The 25,253-nt window shown below is 71.0% G+C and carries 22 protein-coding genes and 1 pseudogene; 14 read left to right on the forward strand and 9 right to left on the reverse strand.

Annotated features, from left to right (window positions below):
- Positions 1–527 precede the first annotated feature (527 nt).
- The 3 genes from BKA14_RS03285 (at position 528) to BKA14_RS03295 (ending at position 3,207) form a co-directional block, all read left to right on the forward strand.
- A complete protein-coding gene (locus BKA14_RS03285; protein ID WP_184949458.1) occupies positions 528–1,463 on the forward strand; it encodes a sulfotransferase domain-containing protein in 936 nt (311 codons plus the stop codon).
- Positions 1,464–1,543: 80 nt separating this feature from the next.
- A complete protein-coding gene (locus BKA14_RS03290) occupies positions 1,544–2,455 on the forward strand; it encodes a glycoside hydrolase family protein (protein WP_184949459.1) in 912 nt (303 codons plus the stop codon).
- A 284-nt stretch (positions 2,456–2,739) separates the two neighbouring features.
- The gene (locus BKA14_RS03295; protein ID WP_184949460.1) at positions 2,740–3,207 is read left to right on the forward strand and encodes a response regulator transcription factor; all 468 of its coding nucleotides are present in this window, start codon (positions 2,740–2,742) and stop codon (positions 3,205–3,207) included.
- Here the strand turns inward: BKA14_RS03295 and BKA14_RS03300 are convergent.
- Positions 3,149–4,285, reverse strand: coding sequence for a M20 family metallopeptidase (locus BKA14_RS03300; protein ID WP_239092951.1), 1,137 nt, complete (start codon positions 4,283–4,285; stop codon positions 3,149–3,151). The genes BKA14_RS03295 and BKA14_RS03300 overlap by 59 nt on opposite strands.
- A 581-nt stretch (positions 4,286–4,866) precedes the next feature.
- On the opposite strand from BKA14_RS03300, the gene BKA14_RS44875 reads away from it, so the two are divergent.
- Entirely contained in the window at positions 4,867–5,226 is a 360-nt protein-coding gene (locus BKA14_RS44875; protein WP_203722369.1) for a GNAT family N-acetyltransferase, read from the forward strand.
- Here the strand turns inward: BKA14_RS44875 and BKA14_RS03310 are convergent.
- Positions 5,217–5,768: a winged helix-turn-helix domain-containing protein gene (locus BKA14_RS03310; protein WP_184949461.1), complete on the reverse strand. Its 552-nt coding sequence runs from the start codon at positions 5,766–5,768 to the stop codon at positions 5,217–5,219. The genes BKA14_RS44875 and BKA14_RS03310 overlap by 10 nt on opposite strands.
- Before the next feature lie 78 nt (positions 5,769–5,846).
- Positions 5,847–6,905 carry an agmatinase gene (speB, locus tag BKA14_RS03315; RefSeq protein WP_184949462.1) on the reverse strand — a complete coding sequence of 353 codons (1,059 nt, stop codon included), beginning with the start codon at positions 6,903–6,905 and terminating at the stop codon, positions 5,847–5,849.
- Positions 6,906–7,004: 99 nt separating this feature from the next.
- Here speB and BKA14_RS03320 point away from each other — a divergent pair, with 99 nt between their 5' ends.
- Complete coding sequence (locus BKA14_RS03320) at positions 7,005–8,000, forward strand: serine/threonine-protein kinase (protein ID WP_184949463.1); 996 nt, start codon at positions 7,005–7,007, stop codon at positions 7,998–8,000.
- On the opposite strand, the gene BKA14_RS03325 is transcribed toward BKA14_RS03320, so the two are convergent.
- Positions 7,997–8,866 (reverse strand): universal stress protein, encoded by an 870-nt coding sequence (locus BKA14_RS03325; RefSeq protein ID WP_184949464.1) that lies wholly within the window; start codon positions 8,864–8,866, stop codon positions 7,997–7,999. The genes BKA14_RS03320 and BKA14_RS03325 overlap by 4 nt on opposite strands.
- On the reverse strand, positions 8,863–10,329 hold the full coding sequence (locus tag BKA14_RS03330; RefSeq protein WP_184949465.1) for an amino acid permease: 1,467 nt from the start codon (positions 10,327–10,329) through the stop codon (positions 8,863–8,865). The genes BKA14_RS03325 and BKA14_RS03330 overlap by 4 nt, the downstream gene beginning before the upstream one ends.
- Before the next feature lie 218 nt (positions 10,330–10,547).
- On the opposite strand from BKA14_RS03330, the gene BKA14_RS03335 reads away from it, so the two are divergent.
- The 3 genes from BKA14_RS03335 to BKA14_RS03345 are packed head-to-tail and all read left to right on the forward strand — an operon-like array spanning position 10,548 to position 12,935.
- Positions 10,548–10,898, forward strand: coding sequence for an STAS domain-containing protein (locus BKA14_RS03335; protein ID WP_184949466.1), 351 nt, complete (start codon positions 10,548–10,550; stop codon positions 10,896–10,898).
- Positions 10,899–10,944: 46 nt separating this feature from the next.
- Positions 10,945–11,691, forward strand: a complete 747-nt coding sequence (locus BKA14_RS03340) for an alpha/beta hydrolase (RefSeq protein ID WP_184949467.1) — start codon at positions 10,945–10,947, stop codon at positions 11,689–11,691.
- Between the two features lie 11 nt (positions 11,692–11,702).
- Positions 11,703–12,935, forward strand: coding sequence for an ATP-grasp domain-containing protein (locus BKA14_RS03345; RefSeq protein ID WP_184949468.1), 1,233 nt, complete (start codon positions 11,703–11,705; stop codon positions 12,933–12,935).
- A 568-nt stretch (positions 12,936–13,503) separates the two neighbouring features.
- On the opposite strand, the gene BKA14_RS43500 is transcribed toward BKA14_RS03345, so the two are convergent.
- Positions 13,504–13,704, reverse strand: coding sequence for a hypothetical protein (locus BKA14_RS43500; RefSeq protein WP_260416377.1), 201 nt, complete (start codon positions 13,702–13,704; stop codon positions 13,504–13,506).
- Between the two features lie 19 nt (positions 13,705–13,723).
- Here BKA14_RS43500 and BKA14_RS03350 point away from each other — a divergent pair, with 19 nt between their 5' ends.
- The 3 genes from BKA14_RS03350 (at position 13,724) to BKA14_RS03360 (ending at position 18,058) form a co-directional block, all read left to right on the forward strand.
- Positions 13,724–16,651: a DEAD/DEAH box helicase gene (locus BKA14_RS03350; protein ID WP_239092957.1), complete on the forward strand. Its 2,928-nt coding sequence runs from the start codon at positions 13,724–13,726 to the stop codon at positions 16,649–16,651.
- The gene (locus BKA14_RS03355) at positions 16,644–17,408 is read left to right on the forward strand and encodes an SWIM zinc finger family protein (protein ID WP_184949470.1); all 765 of its coding nucleotides are present in this window, start codon (positions 16,644–16,646) and stop codon (positions 17,406–17,408) included. Before BKA14_RS03350 ends, BKA14_RS03355 begins: the two co-directional genes overlap by 8 nt.
- A gap of 122 nt (positions 17,409–17,530) precedes the next feature.
- Positions 17,531–18,058, forward strand: a complete 528-nt coding sequence (locus BKA14_RS03360; protein WP_184949471.1) for a hypothetical protein — start codon at positions 17,531–17,533, stop codon at positions 18,056–18,058.
- A gap of 52 nt (positions 18,059–18,110) precedes the next feature.
- On the opposite strand, the gene BKA14_RS03365 is transcribed toward BKA14_RS03360, so the two are convergent.
- Positions 18,111–19,526, reverse strand: coding sequence for an SDR family NAD(P)-dependent oxidoreductase (locus BKA14_RS03365; protein ID WP_184949472.1), 1,416 nt, complete (start codon positions 19,524–19,526; stop codon positions 18,111–18,113).
- A 2,009-nt stretch (positions 19,527–21,535) separates the two neighbouring features.
- Between BKA14_RS03365 and BKA14_RS03370 the strand changes: the two genes are divergently transcribed.
- Positions 21,536–21,748 carry a hypothetical protein gene (locus BKA14_RS03370; protein WP_184949473.1) on the forward strand — a complete coding sequence of 71 codons (213 nt, stop codon included), beginning with the start codon at positions 21,536–21,538 and terminating at the stop codon, positions 21,746–21,748.
- 402 nt (positions 21,749–22,150) lie between these two features.
- Here the strand turns inward: BKA14_RS03370 and BKA14_RS43505 are convergent.
- Both BKA14_RS43505 and BKA14_RS03380 read right to left on the reverse strand, forming a co-directional pair.
- Positions 22,151–22,240, reverse strand: a pseudogene (locus tag BKA14_RS43505) (transposase); the annotation flags it as partial.
- Between the two features lie 217 nt (positions 22,241–22,457).
- Positions 22,458–23,372, reverse strand: a complete 915-nt coding sequence (locus tag BKA14_RS03380; protein ID WP_184949474.1) for a LysR family transcriptional regulator — start codon at positions 23,370–23,372, stop codon at positions 22,458–22,460.
- Between the two features lie 70 nt (positions 23,373–23,442).
- On the opposite strand from BKA14_RS03380, the gene BKA14_RS44880 reads away from it, so the two are divergent.
- On the forward strand, positions 23,443–24,324 hold the full coding sequence (locus tag BKA14_RS44880) for a DMT family transporter (RefSeq protein WP_184949475.1): 882 nt from the start codon (positions 23,443–23,445) through the stop codon (positions 24,322–24,324).
- A 93-nt stretch (positions 24,325–24,417) separates the two neighbouring features.
- Complete coding sequence (locus BKA14_RS03390) at positions 24,418–25,155, forward strand: SDR family NAD(P)-dependent oxidoreductase (protein ID WP_184949476.1); 738 nt, start codon at positions 24,418–24,420, stop codon at positions 25,153–25,155.
- The last annotated feature ends 98 nt before the right edge of the window (positions 25,156–25,253 follow it).

A 25,253-nucleotide genomic window follows, 5' to 3' on the forward strand; every position in this document is an offset into this window, starting at 1 on the left:
GGACATATGCGGCTCGCATAGGCGTGTCATCCATGAAAGCGACAATGACCGCATAGTCGGGGTTAGATCCCGCAAACCGGTCATGTCCGTAACGCCGGATTACTCGCTGTGAACTGGGTCACCGAATACGGACATTACGCAGCGTATTCGAACGGGTGCAGTTCGGTTGCTCGTTCATCGATGGGTCGCTACGCCCTGACCTGGGTAGGTATCGACCAGGGCGTAATTCGGCCGCGCCCCCGTAGCTTCCGGGCCGCCTTACCGTTGGTGAGACGATGAACGCTGATGAAGCCGTGTGTGTCTGCGGGCATGCGCACAGTGCCCACGAGCACTACCGGTCAGGAACTGAATGCGCGCTGTGCGGGCCCGAGCGGTGCCCGCGATTCCGGCGTATCACCTGGTGGCGCCGGCTCCTGGCCGGACGGTGAGACGGCTGTCGCGAATGCATATCAGATCTGTAGGGTAAGTCTCACTTCGAGCGAGAAGTCGCAGCTCCGCGACGTCTCCGCACGACTGGAGGGACCGTCATGGCACTACCCGACTTCCTGATCGCCGGCGTGCCGAAAGCGGGTACGACCGCCCTGCACGCGGCGCTCGTGGGCCATCCCGAACTCTTCCTGCCCACGGTCAAGGAACCGAAGTTCTTCCTCTCCGACGGCCCGCCGCCCCGGCACGGCGGCCCGGGTGATGTGCAGACCTACCAGGAGCACGTCTGGCGGCAGGCCGATTACGAGGCGCTGTTCGCCCCGGCCCCGGCGGGCGCGCTGCTCGGCGAGGCGACCCCGTTCTACCTGCACGACCTGGCCTCGCACGAACGGATCAAGGCGCTGGTGCCGTCGGCCCGGCTGATCCTGCTGCTGCGCGACCCGGTCGATCGGGCCCATTCCAACTGGACCCACCTGTGGAACGCCGGGCTCGAGCCGGAGGCCGACTTCCTCACCGCGTGCCGGGCCGAGCCCGAGCGTGTCGCGGCCGGCTGGGCCCCGTTCTGGCACTACGTGGCGCTCGGCCGCTACGGCGAGCAGGTGCGCCACCTGTACGAGCACTTCCCGCGCGAGCAGGTGCTGCTGATGCGTTACAAGGAGCTCAAGGACCAGCCCGCGGCCACTCTGGACCGCGTGTGCGAGTTCCTCGGCGTGAAGACCGGAGTGCTGACCGCCGTGCCGCGCGAGAACGTGAACCGTCACGTGGTCGAGGACAACGGCGTGAACCAGGTTCTGCGCTTTCTCCTGCGCAATGGGGGCAGTTTCGGGCATCGGTTCCCGGTCCCGCTGCGCCTGGCCGCCCGCGGGCCGCTGCTGACCCTGCTGCACCGCAAGCACGGCACCCGGCCGGTCACGACGCCGGCCGAGCGGGCCGCGCTGCTGCCGCTCTTCGCCGACGACATCGCGCTGCTCACCGAGGTGACCGGGGAGTCGTACGAAGACTGGCTGTCGGTCGACCGACACGCCGCGCCCGCCTAATCCCCACTTTCCCCATAGATATTGCACACTTGTGCGGATACTCTTCGCACCTGATCGTGCCGACTCGACGAGGAGCCGCCTTGACCACGGGAACCTTCACCCTGCCGCTGCCACGCTGGGAGGACTCCACCGTCGTGGTCGAGCCGCCCGGTGACGAGCCCGGCGCCTGGTCGGGCGCGCCCAGCTCGATCGTCGCCGACGGCCACGTCTACCTGGCGTACCGGGTGCGGCTCCCGATCGGCGAGGGCCGCGGCATCGCGAACGTGGTGGCCCGCTCGGCCGACGGCCTGACCTTCGAGACGGTCGCCGAGGTGACCAAGGAGCAGTTCGGCGCCGAATCGCTGGAACGACCCGCCCTGGTGCGCACGGAAGACGGGCGCTGGCGGCTCTACGTGAGCGCGGCCACCCCCGGCACCAAGCACTGGCGGGTCGAACTGCTCGAGGCGGCCACCCCGGAAGGCCTGGCCACGGCCGTGCCGCGGGTCGTGCTGGCGGGCGACGAGACGGCCGGCGTCAAGGACCCGGTGCTGCACCACGACGCGTACGGGTGGCACCTGTGGGCTTCCGTGCACCCGCTGGAGAGCTGGGACGACGCCGACAGGATGACCACCGAGTACGCGACCAGCCCCGATGGCGTGCACTGGACGTGGCGCGGCACGGCGCTCGCACCCCGGCCGGGGGAGTGGGACGCCCGGGGCGTACGGGTGTCATCGGTGCAGGTGGACGGGGACGAGATCAGCGTGGCCTACGACGGCCGGGCCACGGCCGGGGAGAACTGGGAGGAGCGCACCGGGGTGGCCCGGGGCAAACGCCGGCCCGACGGCAGCTTCGGCGAGCTCACCGCCGAGCCCGGCCCGCCGCTGGGCAGCCCGCACACCCCGCACGGCCTGCGCTACTTGAGCCTCGTCGAACTGCCCGGCGGTCGCCGCCGGGTCTACTACGAGGCCACCCGGGCCGACGGCGCGCACGACCTGCGCACGGAGCTGATCTGATGCGTTACCGCAGGTAGTGGGCGATGTTAGCGTCATCACGATTCCCGGGGGCGGATGCCCGGGGATCGACGCCGATCCTCTAGCTTGAAAACCGACGCCAGGTGCGAGCGGTAAACGGCCGCACCGTCGGTGGCGGAGTCCCTCCCACAAGGAGCGGCTCCGCCATTTTTCTTTCCCCGACCTGCTCCCGCTCTGCACCCTCAAATCTTCTGCAGCCTCCCCACCCGCCGCCGATGGTCCCCTCGTCCAGCGAGACCAACCGAGGGATCAAGGGGAGAGATCACATGGTCGGAGCAACGGTTTCCATCGTTCCCACGTTCATCGCACCCGCGTCCGGCCACCCCGCGCCCGTCGCCGACTGGGTGACCGACCTCGCGGAGCCGACCATCCTGGTCGCCGACGACGACGAGGACGTGCGTGACCTGGTCACCAGCAAGCTGGTCGCGGCCGGCTACCGGGTGATCACGGCGGACGACGGCGCCTCCGCGCTGCGCCAGGTGGTCACCGAGCAGCCCGACATGGTGATCCTCGACGTGTCGATGCCCGGCCTGGACGGCCTCAGCGTCTGCTACGAGCTGCACTCGTCGGCCGACACCGCGCAGATCCCGGTGCTGATGATGAGCGGCCACTCGCGTCAGGTCGACATCGACCTCGGCCTGACCGTCGGGGCCGACGACTACCTGGTCAAGCCGTTCAACCCGGCCGAGCTGGTGCGCCGGGTCCGCTGGCTGCTGCTGGCCAACGAGGACTGAGGCTCCGCAAAAAGCCTGCCAAGGCCTTCCCGTACGGGGTGAGCGTCGTCAGATCGGCGAACTCGCCCGCACCGTGCTGGCCGTCCCCGCCCGGTCCGAAAATCACCGCGTCCACGCCGACGGCCGAGTAGTGCCGGCCGTCGGCGGCGCCGTGCTTGGCCAGCAACGAGCCCGCGAACCCGGCCTCCCGCGCGGCCCGCTGCAACAGCTTGACCTCGGCACCGTCCGGGTCGGCGTGGTGCGGGTGGCCCAGCGCCTCGACCTTCGCGGCGACCCCGGTCAGTTCGCCGAGCCGGGCCTCGATCTGTTCCGTCGACTGCCAGTCCTCGTCCTCGGCCGGGAACCGGATGTCCAGCCAGGCACTCGCCTCGGCGGGCACCTGGTTGACGGCCGTGTTGGGCGTGTCGATGCGGGCCACGTTCACCGTCGTGCGCCAGACCTCGTCACCCGGCACCGGATATCTCCGCAACAGTTCGTTCGTCGCGTTCATCACGGTGACCAGGGCGTTCTCCCCGAGCCAGGGGTACGCCGCGTGGGCCGCGCGCCCCGTCGCGGTGAGCCGCACATGAGCCAGCCCGCGCGACTCGTTCACGACCCGCAGCCGGCTCTGCTCTCCGATCACGACGAACCCGGCCCGTACGCCCTGCGCGATCTGATGCGCCGTCCCGTCCGCGCCGCCGACCTCCTCGTCGGTCACCAGCTGCAAGGCGATCGGAAAATCCAGCCGCGGCGCCAGTTCCCGAAACACGTCCGCCATGATCAGGGCGGCCACCTTCATGTCCTGCGCCCCGCGCCCGTAGAGCCGATCACCCTCGACCCGCGGCACGAACTGCTCGGGCGCGGCCGGGACCACGTCCAGGTGAGCATTGAGGATCACCGGGAAGGTCTCGGCGCCGGGCGGATGGACGAGGGCGCTGGGCTTGCCGTTCGCGATGAATCGCCTGGTGATGAAACCCGGACCCACCTCATCGAGCACGAAGTCGAGGGCCCGGGTCAGCTCCTCGGGGCGGTCCGCCGTGGACGGGATCGCGATCAGCCGGCTCGCCCGCTCCACCAGTTCCCGCAGCTCTTGATCCACCCGCTACCCCTTGCACGGTGAAAGAACACCATCCCCCGATGGGGGCGCTCCCAAACCTCCGCCGCGGGCCCGGGGCTCACCGGTGGGTGCCGGGGCTGTATGCTCGCTCGCGACCGAATGGGGGAGGTCGAGCGCCCGATGGCCGGATCCGCGGCCCGGCGCACATTCCGGTGCGTATTCCGTGCGTAATCTTCCGGCAACAATCGGTCAGTTCTCCGTCTGACAAATTGCCGACGACGGCGAAGTGGTACTTAATGCACGGTTAATTCGCGCCGTTCTGTTGCCGCGTCAAAGAAGGACTTCGGCGGCTCTTCACCGTCCGTGGTGGGCGATCACGGAGCGTGCGCTGTCGTGACTGCCTGATGTGGGCGCTCCGTGCTGGACACTCCCGGTGCGACGAGCGGCCGCCGGCGGCGGCGCCCCCTGGCGGGTCTGGGTCGAGTTGTGGCCGTGGTCCCTGCGCGATCCCGAGCTGCGGCGTGAGGCGCTACCGGCCCGTGGGGACAACGCCGAAGCCGTCGCCCACATCCGGGCGGCGGCTGGCGCGACGGCCACCTGGGTCACGTGCCCGACCCCTGGTCGTGACCCGCACCACCCAGACGTTCCGTTCCCGGGCCGCGCAACGGATCGCCGGCACCACCGTGGCGGTCGCCGGTGACGAGGTGGCCGGGTTCGTGACGGTGGCCGCCGGCGAGGTCGAGCAGGTCTACGTGGACGCGGCCGTCCGGGGCGGCGGCGTGGCCCGTGCGCTTCCGGCCGGGGCGCAACGTCAGGTCGCGGCGGCCAGGCACGGGGTGGCGTGGCCGGCCGTGGTGCCGGGCAACGCCCGGGCCTGGCGCTTCTACGAGCGCGAAGCGTGGCAGGACGAGGGTGGCTTCGACTACGTGACGGCCGGCATGAGGGTGCCCTGCCGCCGGTATACGAAGCGCGTTCAGGAGTAGTCACTGCCGTACAGGTGCCGTCCGGGGTGCTCACGGTAGAGCAGGCAGTGGTTGTCGTCCTGCTCGGAGGGCGCCCGCACGGCCAGGCAGTGCGGGATCGCGTTGATCTCGGAGGCGGACAGCGTCCACTGCACCCACCAGCCGGTGCCCGCCGCGTGCTGGCCCAGCCCGGCGTGCGCCCCGGAGTGCGGGTGTTCGAGTTCGCAGTGCAGCACCCGGTCGAGCCCGTGGGCGGGCCGGGGGAGCCGGCTCAGCCAGCCCACCTGGTGATGGTCGAGTTCGATGCGGGCCGGGCAGCGGTGCTCGTCGATGACGGCGAGGTTCGTGACGAAGTTGCCGGCGCCTTTGCGCGACGAGATCAGGCCCTCGGTGCGCAGCACCCGCAGCGCGGACTGGACGGTGGTGCGGGCGACGCGATGCTCCCCGGCGAGCGTGTGCTCGGAGGGGAGCTTCGCGCCGACCGTGAGGCTGCCGGTGAAGATCTGATGTCTCAGCTCGGCCGCGATCTGCTGGTACGGGGAGAGTGCCGTGTCGGGGGACATGCAAGGCATGCTGCGTGGCTGGTCAGGGCGGAACAAGTGCGCAACCGCGACTGTCTGTGACGGCCCCGCAAAACGAACTCAGCGCTGCGGATCACTCACGGAGGGCGGCGGAGCGTCGGCGGAGCCGCGGCCCGACAGCAGCGGCGTAGCCCGGTTCCAGCGAGGCCCACCTGCGTCTTTACGCCGGCGGGCCATGCCTGAGAGGGCCTCCAGCACCACCCGGTTGCCGAGCATGGCGGTGATGTCGGCGTGGTCGAACGGGGGTGCCACCTCGACGATGTCCATGCCTACTACGGGTAACTCGTGGCAGATGCGCGAGACGCTGTCGAGCAGTTGCCGGGCCGTGAACCCGCCCGGCTCCGGGGTGCCCGTGCCGGGGGCGTGGCCGGGGTCGCAGACGTCGATGTCGACCGAGAGGAACACGCCGTCGCAGTCGTCCAGGGCGATCGCGAACGCCTGGTCGAGCACGGAGTCGAGCCCGCGGTCGACGATCTCGCTCATGTGGAACGAGTTCATGCCCTGGTCGGCCATCCAGTCCAGCGTCTCCGGGCCGGGCCAGTAGCCGCGCAGGCCCAGCTGCAGGAAGCGGTCCCCCCGTACGGCTCCCGACTCGATCAGCCGCCGCATGGGCTGCCCGTGCCCGTAGAGCGACCCGAACTCGATGTCCCCGGTGTCGGCGTGGGCGTCGAAGTGAATGACCGAGACCCGCCCGGCGCCGTGATGGCGGGCCACGCCCGCGACGTCGGGCCACGTGACGGTGTGGTCGCCCCCGAGGACGACCGGGACGGCGCCGTGCGACGCGACGAAGGCCACCGCGTCCTCGATCGTGTCGCAGCTGCGCTGGATCTCGCCGCTGAACACCTCGAGGTCGCCCGCGTCCTTGACGGTCAGGTCACCGCTGAGCGCGTCGACCCGCATCGCCATGTGCGGCCGCGAGCCGTCGTGGGGCAGGTAGTCGGTGCCCCGGATGACCTGCGGGCCGAAGCGGGCGCCGGGCCGGTGGGAGGTGCCGCCGTCGAAGGGCGCGCCGAGGATGACGACGTCGGCATCCGCGTACGTCTCCGGCTCCTCCCAGTCGCACGCGGGCACCCCGAGGAAGGTGAAATCGGGGCCGTACATCGGTCCGTAGCGCGTCACGCGGGGGACTGTATCTCCACGTAGTGGGGGAGTACAGCGTTTCTGCCACCGGGTCCACGGGTACCGCGATCCGAAGATCTAAGCCAGGAGGTTCGGTACATGCGGATGCTGGGCGGGCGCTACCAGCTCGTACGGCGCATCGGCGTCGGGGGCATGTCCGAGGTGTGGCTGGGCCACGATCAGGTGCTCGATCGTCCGGTCGCCGTCAAGATCATGGGTCCCTCGCTGGAGGGCACGCTGGGCGACGCGGCGAGTGTCGATCTCGTGCGCACGGAGGCCCGCTCGGCGGCCAAACTGGCCCACCCCAATGTGGCCGGCGTGCACGACTTCGGCACGTCCCGCTCGGAGCCGTCCGCGCGCGACGTCCCGTACATCGTGATGGAACTGGTCGAGGGGCAGACGCTGAGCGCGCACCTGGCCGCGGGCCCCATCGACTGGCGGATCGGGGTGCGGATCTGCGCCGAGGTCGCGGCCGCGCTGGCCGCCGCGCACGCCGAGCTGATCGTGCACCGCGACATCAAGCCGGCCAACGTCATGCTCACGCCGTCCGGGGCCAAGGTGCTCGACTTCGGCATCGCGGCCTCGGCGGGCGTGCCCGACCCGGACCCGTCGGTGCCGGTGATGGGCACCCCGGCGTACGTGGCGCCCGAGCTCTTCGAGAACGTGCCGCCGACCCCGGCCAGCGACATGTTCGCCCTGGGCACGCTGCTGCACCAGTGCATCAGCGGGCATCTGCCGTGGCGGGCCGAGACGCCCACCGAACTCGTCTACGCCCAGCGGTACCGCGACCCCGACCCGCTGCCCGAGCTCGACGGCCTGCCGCCCGAGGTGGAGGACCTGGTGTCGCGCTGCCTCAACCGCGACCCGGCCGAACGTCCGACCGCCATGGTGGCCGCGCTGCTGCTGGCCGAGGCGGTGGACGCCCGGGTCTATGTGCCCATCCAGGATCTGCAGGCCGCCGACGCGCACCCGGCGATCTCACCGTGGGACAAGCGCGCCGCGGAGGAGCCCACCTCCGTCGCGGTCCAAGCCGCAAGCGCCCCGCCGGGCGCAAGCGCCGTGCAGGCCGGAGGTGGGCGCCACCGCGCCGACTAACCGCTGCGCGGCACCACGACCAGCGGACGGCAGGCACGCCGGATCAGCCGGGTCGAGACGCCGCCCAGCAGCACCCGCCGGGCCGGGCCGTAGCCGCGCGAGCCGCAGTACAGCACGTCCACGTCGGTCAGGTCGGCCAGCGTGTCGACGACGTCACCGGCCACCACCTGCCATTCGGCGGTCACGCCGGGCAACGAGTCGGCCGCCTTGCGCAGCGATTGCTCGTACGTCTCGCGGGCCGTCTCCAGGAACGCCCGCTCGACGTCGTCGCCGATGAGGAACGGCAGCGAGGCGTCCCCCTCGGCGACCACGGTGTAGAGCTTGAGCGTGTCCCCGGTGCGGCGGGCCATCTCGGCCGCGGCGGTGAGCGCGGTCCGCCCGTCCGGCGTGTCCACGTAGGCCACGCCGATCCGCCGCTGCTCGGTGGGCGGGGCGGGCATCGCGGCGGGAGCGATGGCGATCGGGCAGACGCTGCCCGCGAGCAGTCGTTCGGCGGTGCTGCCGGCCATCAGCCGCTCCCGCGTGGCGTGCCGCCCCGAGCCGATCACCACCATCGCCGCCTGCGTCTGCTCGGCCAGGTCGTGCAGCCCGTGCGCGGCCGACGACGAGGCGACCATCCGAAAAGCCACTTCCCCCCGTACGCCGGTGAGCGTGGCGCGGGCGTCGTCGAGCACGCGCTGCGCGGCACGGTGCCGGTCGGCGACCCACTCGGCGTCGACCCGGCCCGAGCCCAGGGCGGCCGGGGCCGGATGCACGACGGCCACCACGAGAGGGGCCCCGAGCGTCTCGGCGAACCAGTGACCCAGGGCCAGCGCGTCGGCGGCGGCCGTGCCCCCGTCCACCCCGGCGATCACCGGGCCGGTCATTGCGGGTCACCGTCCTCCGGCGTACGGGCCCAGCCCGGGGTGCCGCCCTGCTGCTCGCGGCGCAGGCGGGAGTGCTTGTAGCCGTACAGCCAGTAGATCAGCACGCCGATGACGAGCCAGACCACGAACCGCACCCAGGTGTCCCAGGGCAGGTCGCTCATCAGATAGATCGCGAACGCGATACCGAGGATCGGCAGCACCGGCGACCACGGCACCCGGTACGGCCGGGGCATCTCCGGCCGGGTCCGCCGCAGCACGATCACGCCGATGTTGACCAGCACGAACGCGAACAGCGTGCCGATGTTGACGAGCTTGACGATTTCGCTCAGCGGCACCAGCGCGGCCAGGATCGCGATCAGCACACCCAGCACCAGGGTCAGCCGGGCCGGCGTGCCGTAACGCTGGTTGACCTGGGCCAGCCGCTGGGGGAGCAGGCCGTCGCGGCACATGGCGAAGAAGATGCGGGTCTGGCCGTACATGATGACCAGCACCACGCTCGTGATCGCGACGACGGCGCCCAGCGCCAGCACCGCGGCCGCCCAGCTGATCCCGGCGCCCTGGTCGAGCGCGGCCGCCAGCGGCGCGTCGCTGCCCTCGAGCTGCTCGGGCGAGGCGATGCCGATCGCGCCGACCGCGGTCAGCACGTAGAAGATCGTGCAGATGACCAGCGAGCCGATGATGGCCAGGGGCAGGTCGCGGGCGGGCTGCTTGGCCTCCTCGCTGCCGGTCGAGACCGCGTCGAAGCCGATATAGGCGAAGAAGATCACCGCCGCGGCCGCGGTCACCCCGTCCACTCCCTCGGGCGCGAACGGCTGGAAGTTGCCGGTGCCGAAGTTCGCGAACGCCACGACGATGAAGAACAGCAGGACGACCAGCTTGACCGCGACCATCACCAGGTTGACCCGGGCGCTCTCGGTCACGCCCCGGATCAGCAGGAACGTGATGGCCAGGACCACGAACACGGCGGGCAGGTTGAAGACGCCGCCGTCCTCGGGCGACTTGGCGATCGCGTCCGGCAGGGCGACCCCGAACGCGGAGTCGAGGAACGCGTTGAGGTTGCCGCCCCAGCCGACGGCGATGGCCGCGACCGAGACCCCGTACTCCAGGATCAGGTCCCACCCGATGATCCAGGCCACCAGCTCGCCCAGGGTGGCGTAGGTATAGGTGTACGCGCTGCCCGCGACCGGGATCGACGAGGCCAGCTCCGCGTACGACAGCGCCGAGAACGCGCAGGCCACCGCGGCCAGCACGAAGGACAGGATGACCGCGGGCCCGGCGATGCCGGCCCCCTCACCGATCACCACGAAAATGCCGGTGCCGATGATGGCGCCGACACCCATCGCGGTCAGATGCGTGGCACCGACCGCCTTCTTGAGACCTTGGCCCTCCTCGGCCGTCTCGGTGATGAGGGACCGGACGTCGCGCACCGCGAAGATGCCCGGGCGTCCCGAAGTTGTCGCCATATGCCACCCCTCCCGTCATCGGCTTCCGCCTATGTGACTTTGTGCATACAGAAGGTCACTCCGCAACTGGACAGCGAGATCGGGCAGGTGCGGCATGTTCCCGAGGGCAGCCCGCGGACCGGGTGTCCGCTGTGGCATCGGAAACGTGCGGCAGCCTGCGAGAAGGGCGAAACCAGAGGTACGGTGGCCAGACAGCCCAGGGTGACGGAGGTTCGGCGGTGGGCGAGGCGGTGATGACGACGCGGCGCCAGGCGGACGGCGCGATCGTCGTCGACGTGCGGGGCAGCCTCGACGCCGCGACCGTGGGCGCGTTGCGCGACACCCTGCTCGGCACGGTGCAGCGGGAACGTCCGCTGACCCTGATCGTCGACCTCACCTACGTCACGTTCATGGACTCGCAGGGCATCGGCACGCTGGTCACGGGTTACCACGCGGCCCGCGAGACCGGCACCCGGTTCGTGCTGCGCAACCCCAGCGAGTTCGTGCACCGGCAGCTGCGCGTCACCGGCCTGGCCGAGATGTTCGGCCTGCCCCCGTCGTCGTCGCCCAGCCAGACCTACACACCCTGACTTCAGATGGCGCGCGGCCGCGCGACGCTGCGGCTATCGTGCGTTCATGGAGCGGAGGCGTGACCCCGATTGGTGGACGCTTCCGGCCGCGGCCGGTTCGTGGTCGACGCTCGACCTGCGGGTCAAGGCGTTACGCGCCGAGCTGCAGGCGCGCGTCTGGTCCCCGGCCGAGGCCACCGGCCGGGTGCTGGTCGCTCACGACGGGCCCGACTACGACAAGCACGCCGACCTGGGCCGCTACGCCGCCGCGTCGATCTGCGCGGGCCGCATCCAGCCCTGCCACGTCGTGCTGCTGCCGGCCGGTGATCGCCTCCAGTGGTATGCGGCCCTCCCCGCATACGCCCGGGGCCTGGGGCTGGAGATCCTGCCGCAGCTGAGCGAGCGCCTGTCGGGCGGGCGGCCCGTGGTCGCGATCGGCGCCAGCCTGGGCGCGCTGTCCCTGCTGCACTGCCAGCGCCGGCACCCCGGCCCGTTCGCCGGGCTGTTCCTGCAGTCGGGCAGCTTCTTCCAGCCGCGCTTCGACCGGCAGGAATCGGGGTTCGCGCGCTACCTGCCGATCGTGCGCTGGACGGGCCGGGTCGTGCGCTCCAGCGGCGGTCCCGCCGTGCCGACGACGATGACCTGCGGCAGGCTCGAAGAAAATCTCGCCAACAACCGGAGCATGGCCGAGGCGCTGCGCGGGCAGGGCTATCCGGTCAGCTTCGCGCAGATCGAGGGCGGTCACGACTGGCCGGCGTGGCGCGACGCCCTCGACCCGCACCTGACATCGCTGCTGAGAAGAGTTTGGCCCTGAGGGAGGCACCCGTGGCGGACGTCGAACACACCATCGGACTTCTACTCGGAACGGAAGACGACTGGCCCCGGGCCTTCGAGGCCCTGGTCCGGCGGCTCGGAACCATCAACGGGCCGGACGGCAAGACGCACCGGGTCTCCTCCGAGCGTGTCACCATCGAGCCGTTCAACCTGCGCTACAAGCCGCGCCACGAACTGGTCATCGACCGGCTGGCCTACTGGTACTACCACCCCCGCGAGTGGCTCAAGAAGATCGCGCTGATGGACGACGTGTACCTGCTGAACAGCCCGTTCACGTTCCAGTCGATGGAGAAGCACGCGGCCTACTGCGCGATGATGCGGCTCGGCCTCAAAGTGCCCGAGACGGTGCTGGTGCCGTACAAGAATCCCCTGGACAACAGCCGGTACGCGTACACGGCGGCCCGCTACAACCAGGCGTTCGACCTCGACGCGACAGCCGCGCAAGTCGGCTATCCGATGTTCATGAAGCCGTACGACGGTGGCGCCTGGGTCGGCGTCTCCAAGATCCGCGACCCGCAGGAGCTGCACGCCGCGTACGACGCCTCCGGCGAACGGCTCATGCATCTGCAGGCGTCCGTCGAGAACTACGACGTGTTCGCCCGCTCGCTGACCATCGGCCCCGAGACGATGGTCATGAAGTTCCGCCCCGAGCAGCCCATGCACGCCCGCTACGAGGTCGACCACAACTTCCTCGGCGCCGAGCAGGGCGACGAGGTGGTGACCATCTCGCGGCTGGTCAACGCGTTCTTCCGCTGGGAGTTCAACTCGTGCGAGTCGCTGGTGCGCGGCGACGACGTGCACCCCATCGACTACGCCAACGCGTGCCCCGACGTGGCGCTGACCTCACTGCACTACTACTTCCCGTGGGCCATGTCGGCGCTCCTGCGCTGGTCGGTGTTCTGCGTGGTGACCGGGCGCAAGCCGCGCCTCGACACGGACACGTCGGCCTACTTCGCGATCGGCGACGACCCTTCCCTCTCGTACGCGGAGAAGCTCGCCGGATACCGCAAGCTCGCCGACGACTACTTCGAGGCCGACCGCTACGCCGACTTCTGCGACCGCTACCTGGGCAACGTCGACGAGATCGTCTACGACTGGGTCACCTCGGAGGAGTTCCGCTCGCTGCTGCGCGAGACTGTCCGGGCGATGTATCCGGTGCACGAGCACGAGAAGTTCCTGGCCCACTTCGGCGGCCTGCTCGACGCCTGGGTCCGCGACCGCTGACCGTTCCCGCCGCCTGCCCCGCCCTATCCCCTCACCATCGGCGCCCTCACCCTCGCCTTCCCACCCTCGGCGTCCTCACCTTCGCCTTCCGACCCTTGGCGCCCTCACTTTCGCCTTCCGACCCTTGGCGCCCTCACTTTCGCCTTCCCGCCCTCGGCGCCCTCACCCTCGCCTTCCCACCCTCGCCTTTCCACCCTCGGCGCCCCCGCTCTCGGCCCCTCACGCCGGCACCCTCTCGTTCGGCCCCCTCAACCCGGCGCCCCCACCCTCGCCCTCTCACCGTCGGCACTCCCACCCTCGGCACTCCCACCCTCGGCACCCCGCCCCGCCCCCACCTCCGGACCCCGGCCTCGAGGCTGAGCTTTCTGTCAGACCCTCGGGCTAGGGTTTCGGGGGTGAGGATCCGGATCGAGGGACGCGACCTGCCGGCCGCGGTTGCCGGGGCTGACCGGCTCCCTCCCGCTGACCGACGGGTTCGGCGACCCGATCTGCGCCCGCGTCCGTCCGCCGGTGATCGCATGGGAGGTGCGATGACCGCTAGCCCTCCGGCCGCCTCGCCCGCTACCCCTCAAGCCACTTCGCCCGCCGCCCCTTCGGCCACTTCGGCCGCCGCTCCTCCGGCCACTTCGGCCGCCGCTCCTTCGGCCACTTCGGCCGCCGCTCCTTCGGCCACTTCGGCCGCCGCTCCTTCGGCCACTTCGGCCGCCGCTCCTTCGGCCGCTTCGTCCGCCGCTCCTTCGGCCACCTCGGCCGCCGCCCCTTCGGCCACCTCTCTCGTCGCCGCTGAGGTGCGGGTGCTGCACGGCTTCGTCGGCCGCGACGGTTCGCTCAACCTGTGGGGTGAGGGTGGGCCGACGGCCGAGCCCGGGCATCCCTTCGCCCTCCCAGTCGCCCGGCTCCCCGCGGGGGACCAGCGCGGGGCCACGCTCGTGCTGCCCTCCACCAGCGCCGGGCCGCTGCCGTCGCCGCAGTTCGGGCTGCCGCCCCGGCGGGGCACGCCCAAGTTGCGGGCGTGGCCGGTGCCCGCCGTGACCGTGCCGTTCCTGGACGCCGAGGTCACGGCCGAGTTCGACGGGCGGCTGGGCCGGTCCGTCGAGTGGCTCGTCGAGCTCTGCGAGTTCGCGGCCGACCTGGTGCGCCGGGGCCGGGTGCTGCCCGCCGTGCACCCGCACGGCCCCACCGCCCGCTGGCGCCCCGTGCTCACCGGCTTCGACGCCTTGCACCGTGACGACCTGCTGCTGCGCATGCCCGCGGCCGCCCGCGCCGAACGGGCCCGCCCCGGCGACGTGGCCGGCCTGCCCGCCCAGGACGCGCTGGCCGCCGCGCTCGAACGCCTCGTCGACGGCCTCGTGCGCACCCGCCTGGCCGAGGCCGGCGTGCAGCTCGGGGCGGGCTGGCTGGCCGCGCTCACCGGCGAGCCCGCCTTCACTGCTGCCCCCGGGCTGGTCGACGAGCTGGCCGACCGCCTCGACCACTGGCACACCAGCGCGCTCACCGGCGCCGCCGTCCGGCTCTGCTTCCGCCTCACCCACCTGGCCGAGCTCGAACCCGACGAGCCCGACGCGGTCGACCCCGACCCGGCTGTCGTCCCGGCCCGCGACGCCTGGCTGCTCGAGTTTCTGCTGCAGGCCGTCGACGAGCCCAGTGCCCTGGTCACCGCGGCCGACATCTGGCGCGACAGCTACGCCCCGCTGCGCCGCTGGACCCACCACCCGCAGGAACGCCTGCTGGGCGCGCTCGGACGGGCCGCCCGCCTCTATCCCGACCTCGAGGCCGCGTTGCGCGTGCCCCGTCCGGTCGACATGGTGCTGGACACCGAGGAGGCGCACCGCTTCCTCACTCACGCGGCCACCCTGGAGGAGGCCGGCTACGGCGTGCTGCTGCCGGCCTGGTGGCAGGACAAACCCGGCCTCGGGCTCGGCCTCAACCTGCGTCCCCGCGACCCGATCCCCGCGGTGCTGCGCGACCAGACGGCCGACCTGGCCCATCTCGTCGACTACGACTGGGGCCTGGCCCTGGGCGGGCGGGTGCTGACCAGCGAGGAGCTCGCCGACCTGGCCAAAGCCAAAGTTCCCCTCGTACGGCTGCGGGGCCGCTGGGTGTATCTCGACGCCGACCGCCTCGACGCCGGGCTGCGCTTCCTGGCTCACGGCGGCGGCACGATGACCGCGGGCAACGCGCTGCGCACGATCAAACTGCTGCCCCCCGAGGAGCTGCCGCTGCCGGTCACCACGGTCAGCGGCGCGGGCTGGGCCGCCGACCTGCTCTCGGGCGAGCTCGAACACCGCCTGGACCTGCTCGACGCGCCGGCCGAGTTGCGGGGCGAGCTCCGGCCGTACCAGCGCCGGGGTTTCTCCTGGCTCGCGTTCCTTGATCAGCTCGGCCTGGGGGCGTGCCTGGCCGACGACATGGGGCTCGGCAAGACCGTGCAGCTGCTGGCCCTGCTGCTGCACCGGCGCTCGGGGCCGGCCCTGCTGATCTGCCCGCTGTCGGTGCTGGGCAACTGGCAGCGCGAAATCGCTCGCTTCGCGCCGTCGCTCAGCGTCCACGTCCTGCACGGCGACGACCGGCGGCTCCTCGACGCTGATCTTGTGCTGACTACGTACTCCATCGCCGTACGGGACGCGGATCTTTTGGCTGCCGTGCAGTGGGACAGGGTCGTGCTGGACGAGGCTCAGCACGTGAAGAACAGCGCCGGGCAGGCCGCTCGGGCGATTCGTCGTCTTCCTTCGCGGATGCGGATCGCGCTGACCGGCACCCCGGTGGAGAACCGGCTGGCCGAGCTGTGGTCGATCCTCGACTACCTCAACCCGGGCGTGCTCGCGTCGGCCCACACCTTCCGGGCGCGGTTCGCCGTGCCGATCGAGCGCTACGCCGACGAGGAGGCGGCCGCGCGGCTGCGCCAAGCCACCCGCCCCTTCCTGCTGCGCCGGGTCAAGAACGACCCCGTGGTGATCAACGACCTGCCCGACAAGCAGCACGTACGGCATCTGTGCGGGCTCACCGGCGAGCAGACCACGCTGTATCGGGCGATCCTCGACGAGATGACCACCCGGCTCGACGAGAGCACCGACCGCTGGAACAAAGGCATCGTGCTGGCCGGCATGACCAAGCTCAAACAGGCCTGCGTGCACCCGGCGTTGCTGCTGGGCGACGGGTCGCCGCTGCCGGGCCGCTCGGGCAAGCTGGAGCGCCTCGAGGAGATCGTCGACGGGGCGCTCGCGCAGGGCGAGAGCGTGCTCTGCTTCACGCAGTTCGCCAAGTTCGGGCGGATGCTGACGCCGCACCTGGCCGCCCGGTTCGGGGCGCCGGTGCGTTTCCTGCACGGCGGCCTGTCCCGTTCCGCCCGCGACGCCATGGTCGCCGAGTTCCAGGCGGACTCCCGCCCCGGCGTCTTCGTGTTGTCGTTGAAAGCCGGCGGCACGGGGCTCAACCTGACGGCGGCCAACCACGTCGTGCACATCGATCGCTGGTGGAACCCCGCCACCGAGGAACAGGCGACCGACCGCGCCTTCCGCATCGGCCAGCAGCGCGACGTGCGGGTGCACACCCTGGTCTGCCTGGGCACGCTGGAGGAACGCATCGACCGCCTGCTGGCCGACAAGGGCGTGCTGGCCGCGCGCGTGGTCGGCAACGGCGAAGGCTGGCTGACCGCGCTCTCCACCACCGAGCTGCGCGACCTGCTCACGCTCGCCCCGGAGGCCATCGTTGACTGACTTGCCGGTCGCCTTCCTGAGCACCTTCGAGTCGTTGCGGATGGGGCCTACCTTCGCCCGCGGCCGCCGCGACGAACGGGCCGGGCACGTACGCAGCCTGACCATCTCGTCCAGCCTGGTCGTGGCGCAGGTGCGCGGGCCCGACGACCCGCGCGCCTTCCGGTCCCGGATCGCCGTGCGCGCCTTCGGGGCCTCCGAGTGGGCCGCCCTGGAAGCTTCGCTCGCGCAGGAGGCCCGCTTCACGGCCCAGCTGCTCGACGGACGCATGCCGGCCGGGATCGGCGAGGTCTTCGCGGCGGCCGGGCTGAGCCTGGTGCCGTTGTCGCTCGACGAGGTCGCCCTGGACTGCACGTGTGAACGGTGGCCGATGCCGTGCGTCCACCTGGCCGCCACGTGCTACGCGCTGGCCCGCAGCTTCCAGGAGGACCCGTTCGGGGTCTTCGCCTGGCGCGGCCGGGGGCGCGACGAGCTGCTGTCCCACTTGCGCGAGCTGCGCAGTGCCCTCGCGGTGGCGTCGTCCGCCCCTCCTGCAGCCCCGGCGACCGGGCCTTCCGCCGCGGCCGCCGAAGATCTCGGCGACGTGGCCGACTTCTGGGGTTCCGCACTGCCTCCGGCCGCATCCACCGGCGGCCGGCCCGGCGCGGTGAGCAGGCCCGATGCGCTGCTCGACCAGCTCGATCCGCCACCGCTGGCCGAAGGCGGCCGCCCGATCACCGACGTGCTGCGCCCCGCCTACCTCGCCCTTCCCGACGAGTAGGGATCCACCGTTCGTCCAGTGCTGAGTCACTAACGGGCTACACGCTATGAAACCGCCCCGTTACATTCGGTGCCCGTGATGTCCTTTTCGAGGCATAACGTTCTGTCAAGAAAAGGTGTGATATGAACCGTATTTCCCGGATGCTCACGGTCAGCGGCCTCGGCCTGCTCGCGGGCGTCACCATGGGTGCGGGTCCGGCCATGGCGGCCTCCTCGGCCGACGCCGGCACCTCGAAGACGTCCAGCGTCTCCCAGGACAACCGCCGTGACCGCATCGTCGGCTACTACCGCAGCTACGGAGCGTGCGTCATCGCCGGCCGCATCGGTGAGCGTTTCGACCGCTGGGACGACTTCGACTGCGACCGGGTCGGTGGCCGTACGTTCGCGCTCGAGGTCAGCTGGGACCGTGACTGGCGCTGGGGTGACCGGCACCACGGTCACGGCCGTCCGTGGTTCCACGACCGGGACCGTGACCACCGCGACCGTGACCACCGCGACCGTGACCACCGCGACCGCGACCGCGACCGCGATGGTGACCGTGACCGTGATGGTGACCGTGACCGTGACCGCGATGGCGACCGCGGCGGGGACCGGGACCGCGGCGGCGACCGTGACCGGGGTGGCGACCGGGCTGACCGCCCCGCTGCCTGACAGCATCAACAGGACGGGCCACGGCCTCACCAGGTCGTGGCTCGTTCGCGTCCTACCAGGCGACCGGCGCGTAATCCTTCAGGAAAACCCCGTACAGGTCCTCGCCGGCTTCGCCCCGCACGATCGGGTCGTACACCCGGGCCGCGCCGTCCACGAGGTCGAGCGGGGCGTGGAAACCCTCCTCGGCCAGGCGCATCTTCGTCGGATGGGGGCGTTCGTCGGTGATCCAGCCGGTGTCCACGCTGGTCATGAGAATCCCGTCGGTGAACATGTCGGCCGCGCTCGTCCGGGTCAGCATGTTCAACGCCGCCTTGGCCATGTTGGTGTGCGGATGCCCGGCGCCCTTGTAGCCGCGGTTGAAGATGCCCTCCATCGCCGACACGTTGACCACGTACTTGCGCGGGAACGGTGACGCCTTCATCGCTGCCCGCAACCGGCTGACCAGCACGAACGGGGCCGTCACGTTGCACAGCTGCACTTCCAGCAGCTCCAGCGGCTCGACCTCGTGCACCCGGTCGCTCCAGCTGTTCGTCGGCGTCGTGTCGGGCACCAGCCCACCGGCGTCGATCGCCACCGAACGCGCGGTCAACGCCATCTCGGTGATCTGCTGCGGTGTCAGCACCGGCGCCCCGGTGGTCAACGCGGCCGCCGGTGAGGAACCACCAGCCGTACCGAAATATTCGAGCTCCGGCAGCTGCCCGTTCGGCAGCGACTCGGCCTCAGCCGCGGCGATGGCCGAATACGACCCCGGCGTACGGCGCACCGTCTGCGCCGCGTTGTTGATGATGATGTCGACGGGCCCGCGCGCCGCCACCGAATCGGCCAGCCCGACGACCTGGGCCGGGTCACGCAGGTCGAGGCCGACCACGCGCAGCCGGTGGAGCCACTCGGCACTGTCAGGCATGGCCGTGAACCGCCGCACCGCATCATGCGGGAACCGCGTGGTGATCGTCAGATCGGCCCCGTCCCGCAACAGCCGCAACGCGATGTACATGCCGATCTTGGCCCGCCCGCCGGTGAGCAGCGCACGCCGCCCCACCAGGTCCGTACGGGCATCCCGCCGCTCATGATTCTTGGCGGCGCACTCCGGGCAGAGCTGGTGATAGAACGCGTCGACCTGCGTGAACCGCTGCTTGCAGACGTAACAACCCCGGGCCTGATGCAAAATGCCGGCCGTGGCCGCCTTGGCCGTGCTGCGCAGCGGAATCCCCGCGGTCTCGTCATCGATGCGCCCCGGCGCCCCCGTGGCGGTGGCTTCGGTGACCGCCCGATCGTTGGCCAGGATCGCGTCCCGCCGCTCCCGCCGCCGCTTGTGCTTCACCGTCTTGAACAGCCCCGCAGTAGCCCGCCGCACCGCCAAAGCATCCGGGTGCTCCGTAGGAAGCCCCTCCACCTCAGCAATCACCGCAAGACACACCGCCAGCCGCTCGGCATCCACCCCAGCGGCCGCTACCGCTTCGCCCGTCATCCGAACAGTCCGTCCCTCATCGCCAACCCGTCGCTGGAACTTTACTGAGCCCCCCGAAAGATCGACCCCCCAAGCCCCCGCTGAAGCCATTCACCCCCCGCGCCCTCATCCAGCCCGACCCGACCAGCACTCGCCGGAGAAACTCACGCGGCGGGGCACGAGCCGGCGCGCTCGCAGCCCGCCCCGGGACGCCGCGAACCGGCCGCAGCCGCCCAGAGATGCGGCGAACGGCCCGCGTGGGCCGCCGGCCCGCGTGAGCTGCTGGCCTGCGTGAGCTGCTGGCCTGCGTGAGCTGCTGGCCTGCGTGAGCTGCTGGCCTGCGTGAGCTGCTGGCCTGCGTGAGCTGCTGGCCTGCGTGAGCTGCTGGCCTGCGTGAGCTGCTGGCCCGCGTGAGCTGCTGGCCTGCGTGAGCTGCTGGCCCGCGCGAGCAGCCGGCCCGCGCGAGCTGCCGGTCTGCGGGCCCTCCGGAGTAGGAGCAGTGCCCCGGCGGGTTGACGGTGCGACGCGGCGGGGCTGGTCGCATCAGCGCAAAGAGCGAAGCAGCAAATAGGCACAGCCGCCGCCCGGGGGACGGTGCGCTGCGGTCTGAGGCCGGTGAAGCGGCGCAGCGCGGCGGACGAGTTGGTGGAACGGGGCGGTGGGTGCGACTGGGGCGGCGGAGGCGTGGGTGGCGCAGTGCTGCGCGGTGGCGTGCCGCAGGGGATAGGAACGGCGGGTGTCGTGCTGCGGGGGATAGAGGCGGCGGGTGTCGTGCTGCGACGGATAAGCGGCGGGTGTCGCGCTGCGGGGGTGGTGTCGCGGCGAATGGCGCGTTGTGGTGCGACCGGGATGCAGCAGCGGCGGTGAGGTGCTGTAACGCGGAAAGACGTGATGGCGGTGAGGCGGCTGGTGGCGTGCGGGGTGGGGTGGGGCGTGACGCGGCGGGTGGGAGCGCTGTAGTGCAAACCGGGCCAAATGGCTGGACGAGGCAATGCGGCGCGCCGGGGTCGCGAAGTGGCCTGCGGCATGGGCTGAGGCGAAGGAGAGGGGGTGGAGCTCCGAGCCGGCGGAGGACGAAGGACGGAGGTGGCGCGCTGCGGCGAAGCGATAGGTGGGTGAGCGACGGAGTGTTCGGATCTGGAGAAGTGAGTGAGGCGGAGCGTTGGGATCGTGGTGGCCCGGGGTGAGTGGAGCAGTTGGGATGGGACTGAGGTGGCCCGGTAAGGAGACGACGTGTGGGCAGCGACACTAAGTGGCACGGGTGAGGGAAACTGCCTCTCGAGCCCGACCACAGCATGGTGAGTTGCACTTCCCGGAGGCTTTGCAACGGCATTGAGTTTCACCGCAACCACCCTCCCGCCGCAACCACACAAACTCATTAAAATGCAACGAGCGCGAGTCGAAGTCGGCTCCCGTAGTGGCACCCCCGACGCTCTCCTCAATGAGGTAATGACAATATTGCCGGAAACGCCGTGGGGAGGAACCGGACGTCGGCCAGCAGGCCACACCGCGGCGGGATGCCGTGCCGCCCACCGCGCCTTCTCGGCATGTCGACGCTGCAGGCCCCACGCCCGGCGTTGTTGATGCTCGCGCCGGAACTCTTCGTTGCCCGGCGAATAATTGCGCGCCTTCGTCCGATCCCGCATCTGAGAAATAGCGGCTCGACTGAACAACGACATCTGGCCCATGCCTACATTATCCGCCGTTCATCATGCCCGCTGTCAGTATTCGATCATGCCATTTAGTGGCAATTTCTAGGCGTTGAAAAATAGCTTCACGCCTGAAGGCAAATATGGGCGTGCGCCTTAGTTGGGCGTTGACCATTCGGCGGCCGGCGGCAAAGCGGCGAGGGCGGCAGGGCGAACGGGTGGTGGTCATTGGAAGGTGGTGAGGGCGGACGGGGTGGTGGCTGGTGCGAGGGCAAGGGCGAGAGCGGATGGGTGGTGGAGGCGGCGAGGCGTCGAGGGCGAGGGCGAGGGCGAGGGCGAATGGATGGTGGAGGGCGGCGAGGGCATCGAGGGCGAGGGCGGATGGGTGATGGGGGCGGCGAGAGAGGCGAGGGCGAGGACGAATGGATGGTGGAGGGCGGCGGGGGCGTCGAGGGCGAGGGCGGATGGATGGTGGAGGGCGGCGAGGGCGGCGAGGGCGAGGACGAATGGATGGTGGAGGGCGGCGGGGGCGTCGAGGGCGAGGACGAATGGATGGTGGAGGGCGGCGAGAGAGGCGAGGGCGAGGGTGGATAGGTGGTGGCTGGTGGGAGGACGGCGCGGGGTGGATGGGCGTCGAGGGCGGGGGTGAACGGGTGGTGGCTGGTGGGAGGGCGGCGAGGGTGAGGGCGGATGGGCGGTGGGAAGACGGCGCGGGGCGGATGGGCGTCGAGGGCGAGGGTGAACGGGTGGTGGCTGGTGGGAGGGCGGCGAGGGTGAGGGCGGATGGGCGCGGTGGAGGGCGGCGAAGGTGGACGGGTGGTGGCTGGGGGGAGGGCGGCGGGTCACGTCCGCTGGCGTGGTGTGAGAGTTGGCCATCGCTGGTCCGTGTGGGTTGATGCTGTGGGGCGATCGCGACGGGGTCGGCTTGTTCGGTGTCTGGGGTGGTGGTGATGGGTGTAAGGCGGGCCTTGCGGAGTAGGTCGAGGCCCATGGGGTTTGGTCGGCGAGCACGGCGCTGAGGAGTGTGATGATCGCGGCGGGGTTCGGGAAGATCCCGACGACGTCGGTGCGGCGGCGAGTCGTTCTTGCGGTTGTTGGACCAGATCTGGCGGCAGAGCTCGCGGGGCACGCGAGCAGGTCGTCGAGGTGCTCGGGCGTCGTCGGGCAGCTTGTCGCCGACGGTGTTGAAAAGTGGGGTGATCTGGGGCTTTGGCTTCGTCGGGGTCGGGCTGGTCGGAGACGGTACGACCGAGGGCGGCGACCTGAGATAAAGGGGCGCTGGTGGTGGCGGGGAGGGCGGGGACTAAGCGGGCACCGGCAGAGCGGCCACCGTTTCGCGTAGGGAGTGGACCAAAGCGGACGTCAGCGGGTTGGGCCGGCGTCGTCGGGGGGTGACTATGCCGATGTAGCGGCATGGGCACGGTGGGGCCAGCGGCACCATCGACAGGCCGCCCGGGGTGGCGGTCAGGGCCACCTGCGGGATCATGCTGATGCCGACCTCGGCGCGCACCAGGGATTGGGCGAAGACGTAGTCCGTGCCGCGGCAGGCTGTGCGGATCTCGTAGCCGGCCAGGGCCGCGTAGTGGTCGAGCATGTCGACGATTTCCAGGCAGCCGTGGACCCAGCGTTCACCGGCCAGTTCGGCGATCGTGAGCGCCTCGCGGCCGGCCAAGGGGTGGGCGGCGGGCAGCACGATCCACATGGGGTCGTCGAGCAGCGGGGTCCAGCTCAGGCCGGAACGGTCCCCCGGCCGTACGGGGGGAAGGTCGTCGAAATGGTAGACGAGCGCGAGGTCGGCCGCGCCCGAGCGGACCAGGGGCAGCGCGTCCGCGGGCTCGTTCTCGAGGACCGTCAGCTCCACCCCGGGCCGGTCGAGGGCGAAGCGGGTCAGCGCCGGGGGCAGCAGCCGCTGACCGCCGCTGGTGAACGTGGCCACGGTGAGGCTGTCGGGGGTGTCCAGCCGCGCGATCTCCCGTTCGGCCTGGGACAGTTCGGCGGCGATGGCGTCACCCGCGTCGACCAGCACCCGCCCCGCCGCGGTCAGCGTCACCCCGCGCGTGCTGCGCTCCACGACCGGTGTGCCGCCCAGTTCGCGTTCGAGCGCGCTGATCTGCTGCGACACCGCCGAGGGGGTCAGCCGGAGCGAGGTGGCGGCCCGGTTGAAGCTGCCGAGCCGGGCGACTTCCCGCAGCACTGCCACACGACGCACGTCGATCATAAGCTCACCTAACGACGACCTCAGGAAGTAACTACTACCGCTTACTACCGTACGGAGGCAAGGTCGAGGTGTGAATCGTCGCGCCTGGCTCCTCTTCCTCACCGTCTCCGTCCTTTGGGGCATCCCCTACTTCCTGATCAAGGTGGCCCTCGAGGACCTGTCGCCGCTGCTGGTCGTGTTCGGCCGTGTGGCGATCGCCGCGCTGGTGTTGCTGCCGATCGCCGCCGCCCGCGGTTCACTGGCCGCGCTGCGGGGCCGGATGGGCTGGGTGACCGTGCTGGCCGTCGTGCACATCCTCGGCCCGTTCCTGCTCATCACCTACGGGGAAACACACATCAGCTCGTCGCTGACCGGCCTGCTCATCGCGGTCGAACCGGTCGCGATCGCCCTGCTCATGGCGCGCACCGAACGGCTCACCCCGATCCGCGTGGCCGGTCTCGTGCTCGGTTTCGGCGGTGTCGCGCTGCTCGTCGGGCTCGACCTGTCCGGTGACCGCCTCGGCCTGCTGGGCGCCGGGATGGTGCTGGTCGCGGCGCTCTTCTACGCGGTCGCCACCATGCTCGTGCAGCGCCGCCTGTCCGACGTGCCCACCGAGTCGCTGGTCGGCGCGACGACCGGCATCACCGCGCTGGCGCTCGCGCCGTTCGCTGCTTTCTCACTTCCTTCCCGACCCGTACGGGCGGAAGCCTGGGCGTCCCTCGGCGCGCTCGGCCTGCTGTGCACCGCGCTGGCGCTGCTGGCCTTCTACCAGCTCATCGCCGAGGTCGGCTCGACCCGGGCGGGCCTGGTCACGTACGTGAATCCGGTCGTCGCGGTGCTGCTCGGGGTGGCGCTGCTCAACGAAAGCTTCGGGCTCAGCACGATCGCCGGCTTCGCGCTGGTCGCCACCGGCTGCTGGCTGTTGACCCGCCCCGCACCCGAGGTGGCCGAGCTGGAACTGGCCCGCGTATAGCGCGCACCCGGACCGGCGTGGCCGAGCGACCCAGCGCCAGCGGGCCGCTCGGCCACGTCCCTTTTTGCCGGTCGACGGCTTAGGGTGACCGGCATGGGGCAGCGGATTCTGATCACCGGGGCGCGGCGGGGAATCGGCGCGGCCATCGCCGTCGGGCTGGCCCGTCCCGGGCACCGGCTCGTGTTGCATCACCTGGCCGCCGCCGACGAGGCCGAAGGGGTCGCCCGTCTCTGCCGTGACCTCGGCGCGCAAGCCACCCTGCTCGACGCCGACCTGGCCGACCCCGGAGCCGTACGGGACCTGGCCGAACGGGCCGGCCCGATCGACGTCCTGATCAACAACGCGGCCAAGGCGTCCAACATGGCCTTCGCGACCCTGCCGCTGGCCGAGTGGCAGCAGACGTTCGCCGTCAACGTCACCGCGCCGATGCTGCTGGCCCAGGCGCTCAGCGCGGGCATGGCCGAACGGAGCTGGGGACGCATCGTCAACGTCGTCTCGCCCACCGTGCGGATGGGCGGCCCGTCCGGCCCCGCGTACGTGTCGAGCAAAGCCGCCCTGATCGGCCTCACCCGGTCACTGGCCCGCGCGCTCGGCCCGTCCGGCGTCACCGTGAACGCGTTGTCGCCGGGCGCGATCCGCACCGAAGGCGAGGTCGAACTGGCCGCCGGGCGCGACGAGCAGGCCCACGCGCCCCTCGTGGCCACGCAGGCCCTGCCGCGCGCCCTCGTCCCGGAGGACGTGGTGGCCGCCGTACGCCTGCTGGTCTCCGAGGGTTCCGGCGCCATCACCGGCCAGGTGCTCGAGGTCGGCGGCGGGCTCGTCTTCCGCTGAGCCTCAAGCCCTGTTTCATGACCGGAACGGGGCTGCGGCCGGGTCCAGATCCCGCCCGGCGGCGCCTGAGCGAAAACCCGGTTCCCACTCCGGGAGCC

The sequence above is a fragment of the Paractinoplanes abujensis genome (genome assembly GCF_014204895.1).
Classification (GTDB): Bacteria; Actinomycetota; Actinomycetes; order Mycobacteriales; family Micromonosporaceae; genus Actinoplanes; species Actinoplanes abujensis.

What these genes read in the sequence shown, in the direction of transcription:
- BKA14_RS03330 (WP_184949465.1), bottom strand. Translation starts at nt 10,329, where the DNA reads ATGGCGACAACTTCGGGACGCCCGGGCATCTTCGCGGTGCGCGACGTC.
- BKA14_RS03285 (WP_184949458.1), top strand. Translation starts at nt 528, where the DNA reads ATGGCACTACCCGACTTCCTGATCGCCGGCGTGCCGAAAGCGGGTACG.
- BKA14_RS03295 (WP_184949460.1), top strand. Translation starts at nt 2,740, where the DNA reads ATGGTCGGAGCAACGGTTTCCATCGTTCCCACGTTCATCGCACCCGCG.
- BKA14_RS03380 (WP_184949474.1), bottom strand. Translation starts at nt 23,372, where the DNA reads ATGATCGACGTGCGTCGTGTGGCAGTGCTGCGGGAAGTCGCCCGGCTC.
- BKA14_RS03390 (WP_184949476.1), top strand. Translation starts at nt 24,418, where the DNA reads ATGGGGCAGCGGATTCTGATCACCGGGGCGCGGCGGGGAATCGGCGCG.
- BKA14_RS03365 (WP_184949472.1), bottom strand. Translation starts at nt 19,526, where the DNA reads ATGACGGGCGAAGCGGTAGCGGCCGCTGGGGTGGATGCCGAGCGGCTG.
- BKA14_RS03320 (WP_184949463.1), top strand. Translation starts at nt 7,005, where the DNA reads ATGCGGATGCTGGGCGGGCGCTACCAGCTCGTACGGCGCATCGGCGTC.
- BKA14_RS03370 (WP_184949473.1), top strand. Translation starts at nt 21,536, where the DNA reads ATGGGTGATGGGGGCGGCGAGAGAGGCGAGGGCGAGGACGAATGGATG.
- BKA14_RS03340 (WP_184949467.1), top strand. Translation starts at nt 10,945, where the DNA reads ATGGAGCGGAGGCGTGACCCCGATTGGTGGACGCTTCCGGCCGCGGCC.
- BKA14_RS03360 (WP_184949471.1), top strand. Translation starts at nt 17,531, where the DNA reads ATGAACCGTATTTCCCGGATGCTCACGGTCAGCGGCCTCGGCCTGCTC.
- BKA14_RS03325 (WP_184949464.1), bottom strand. Translation starts at nt 8,866, where the DNA reads ATGACCGGCCCGGTGATCGCCGGGGTGGACGGGGGCACGGCCGCCGCC.
- BKA14_RS03310 (WP_184949461.1), bottom strand. Translation starts at nt 5,768, where the DNA reads ATGTCCCCCGACACGGCACTCTCCCCGTACCAGCAGATCGCGGCCGAG.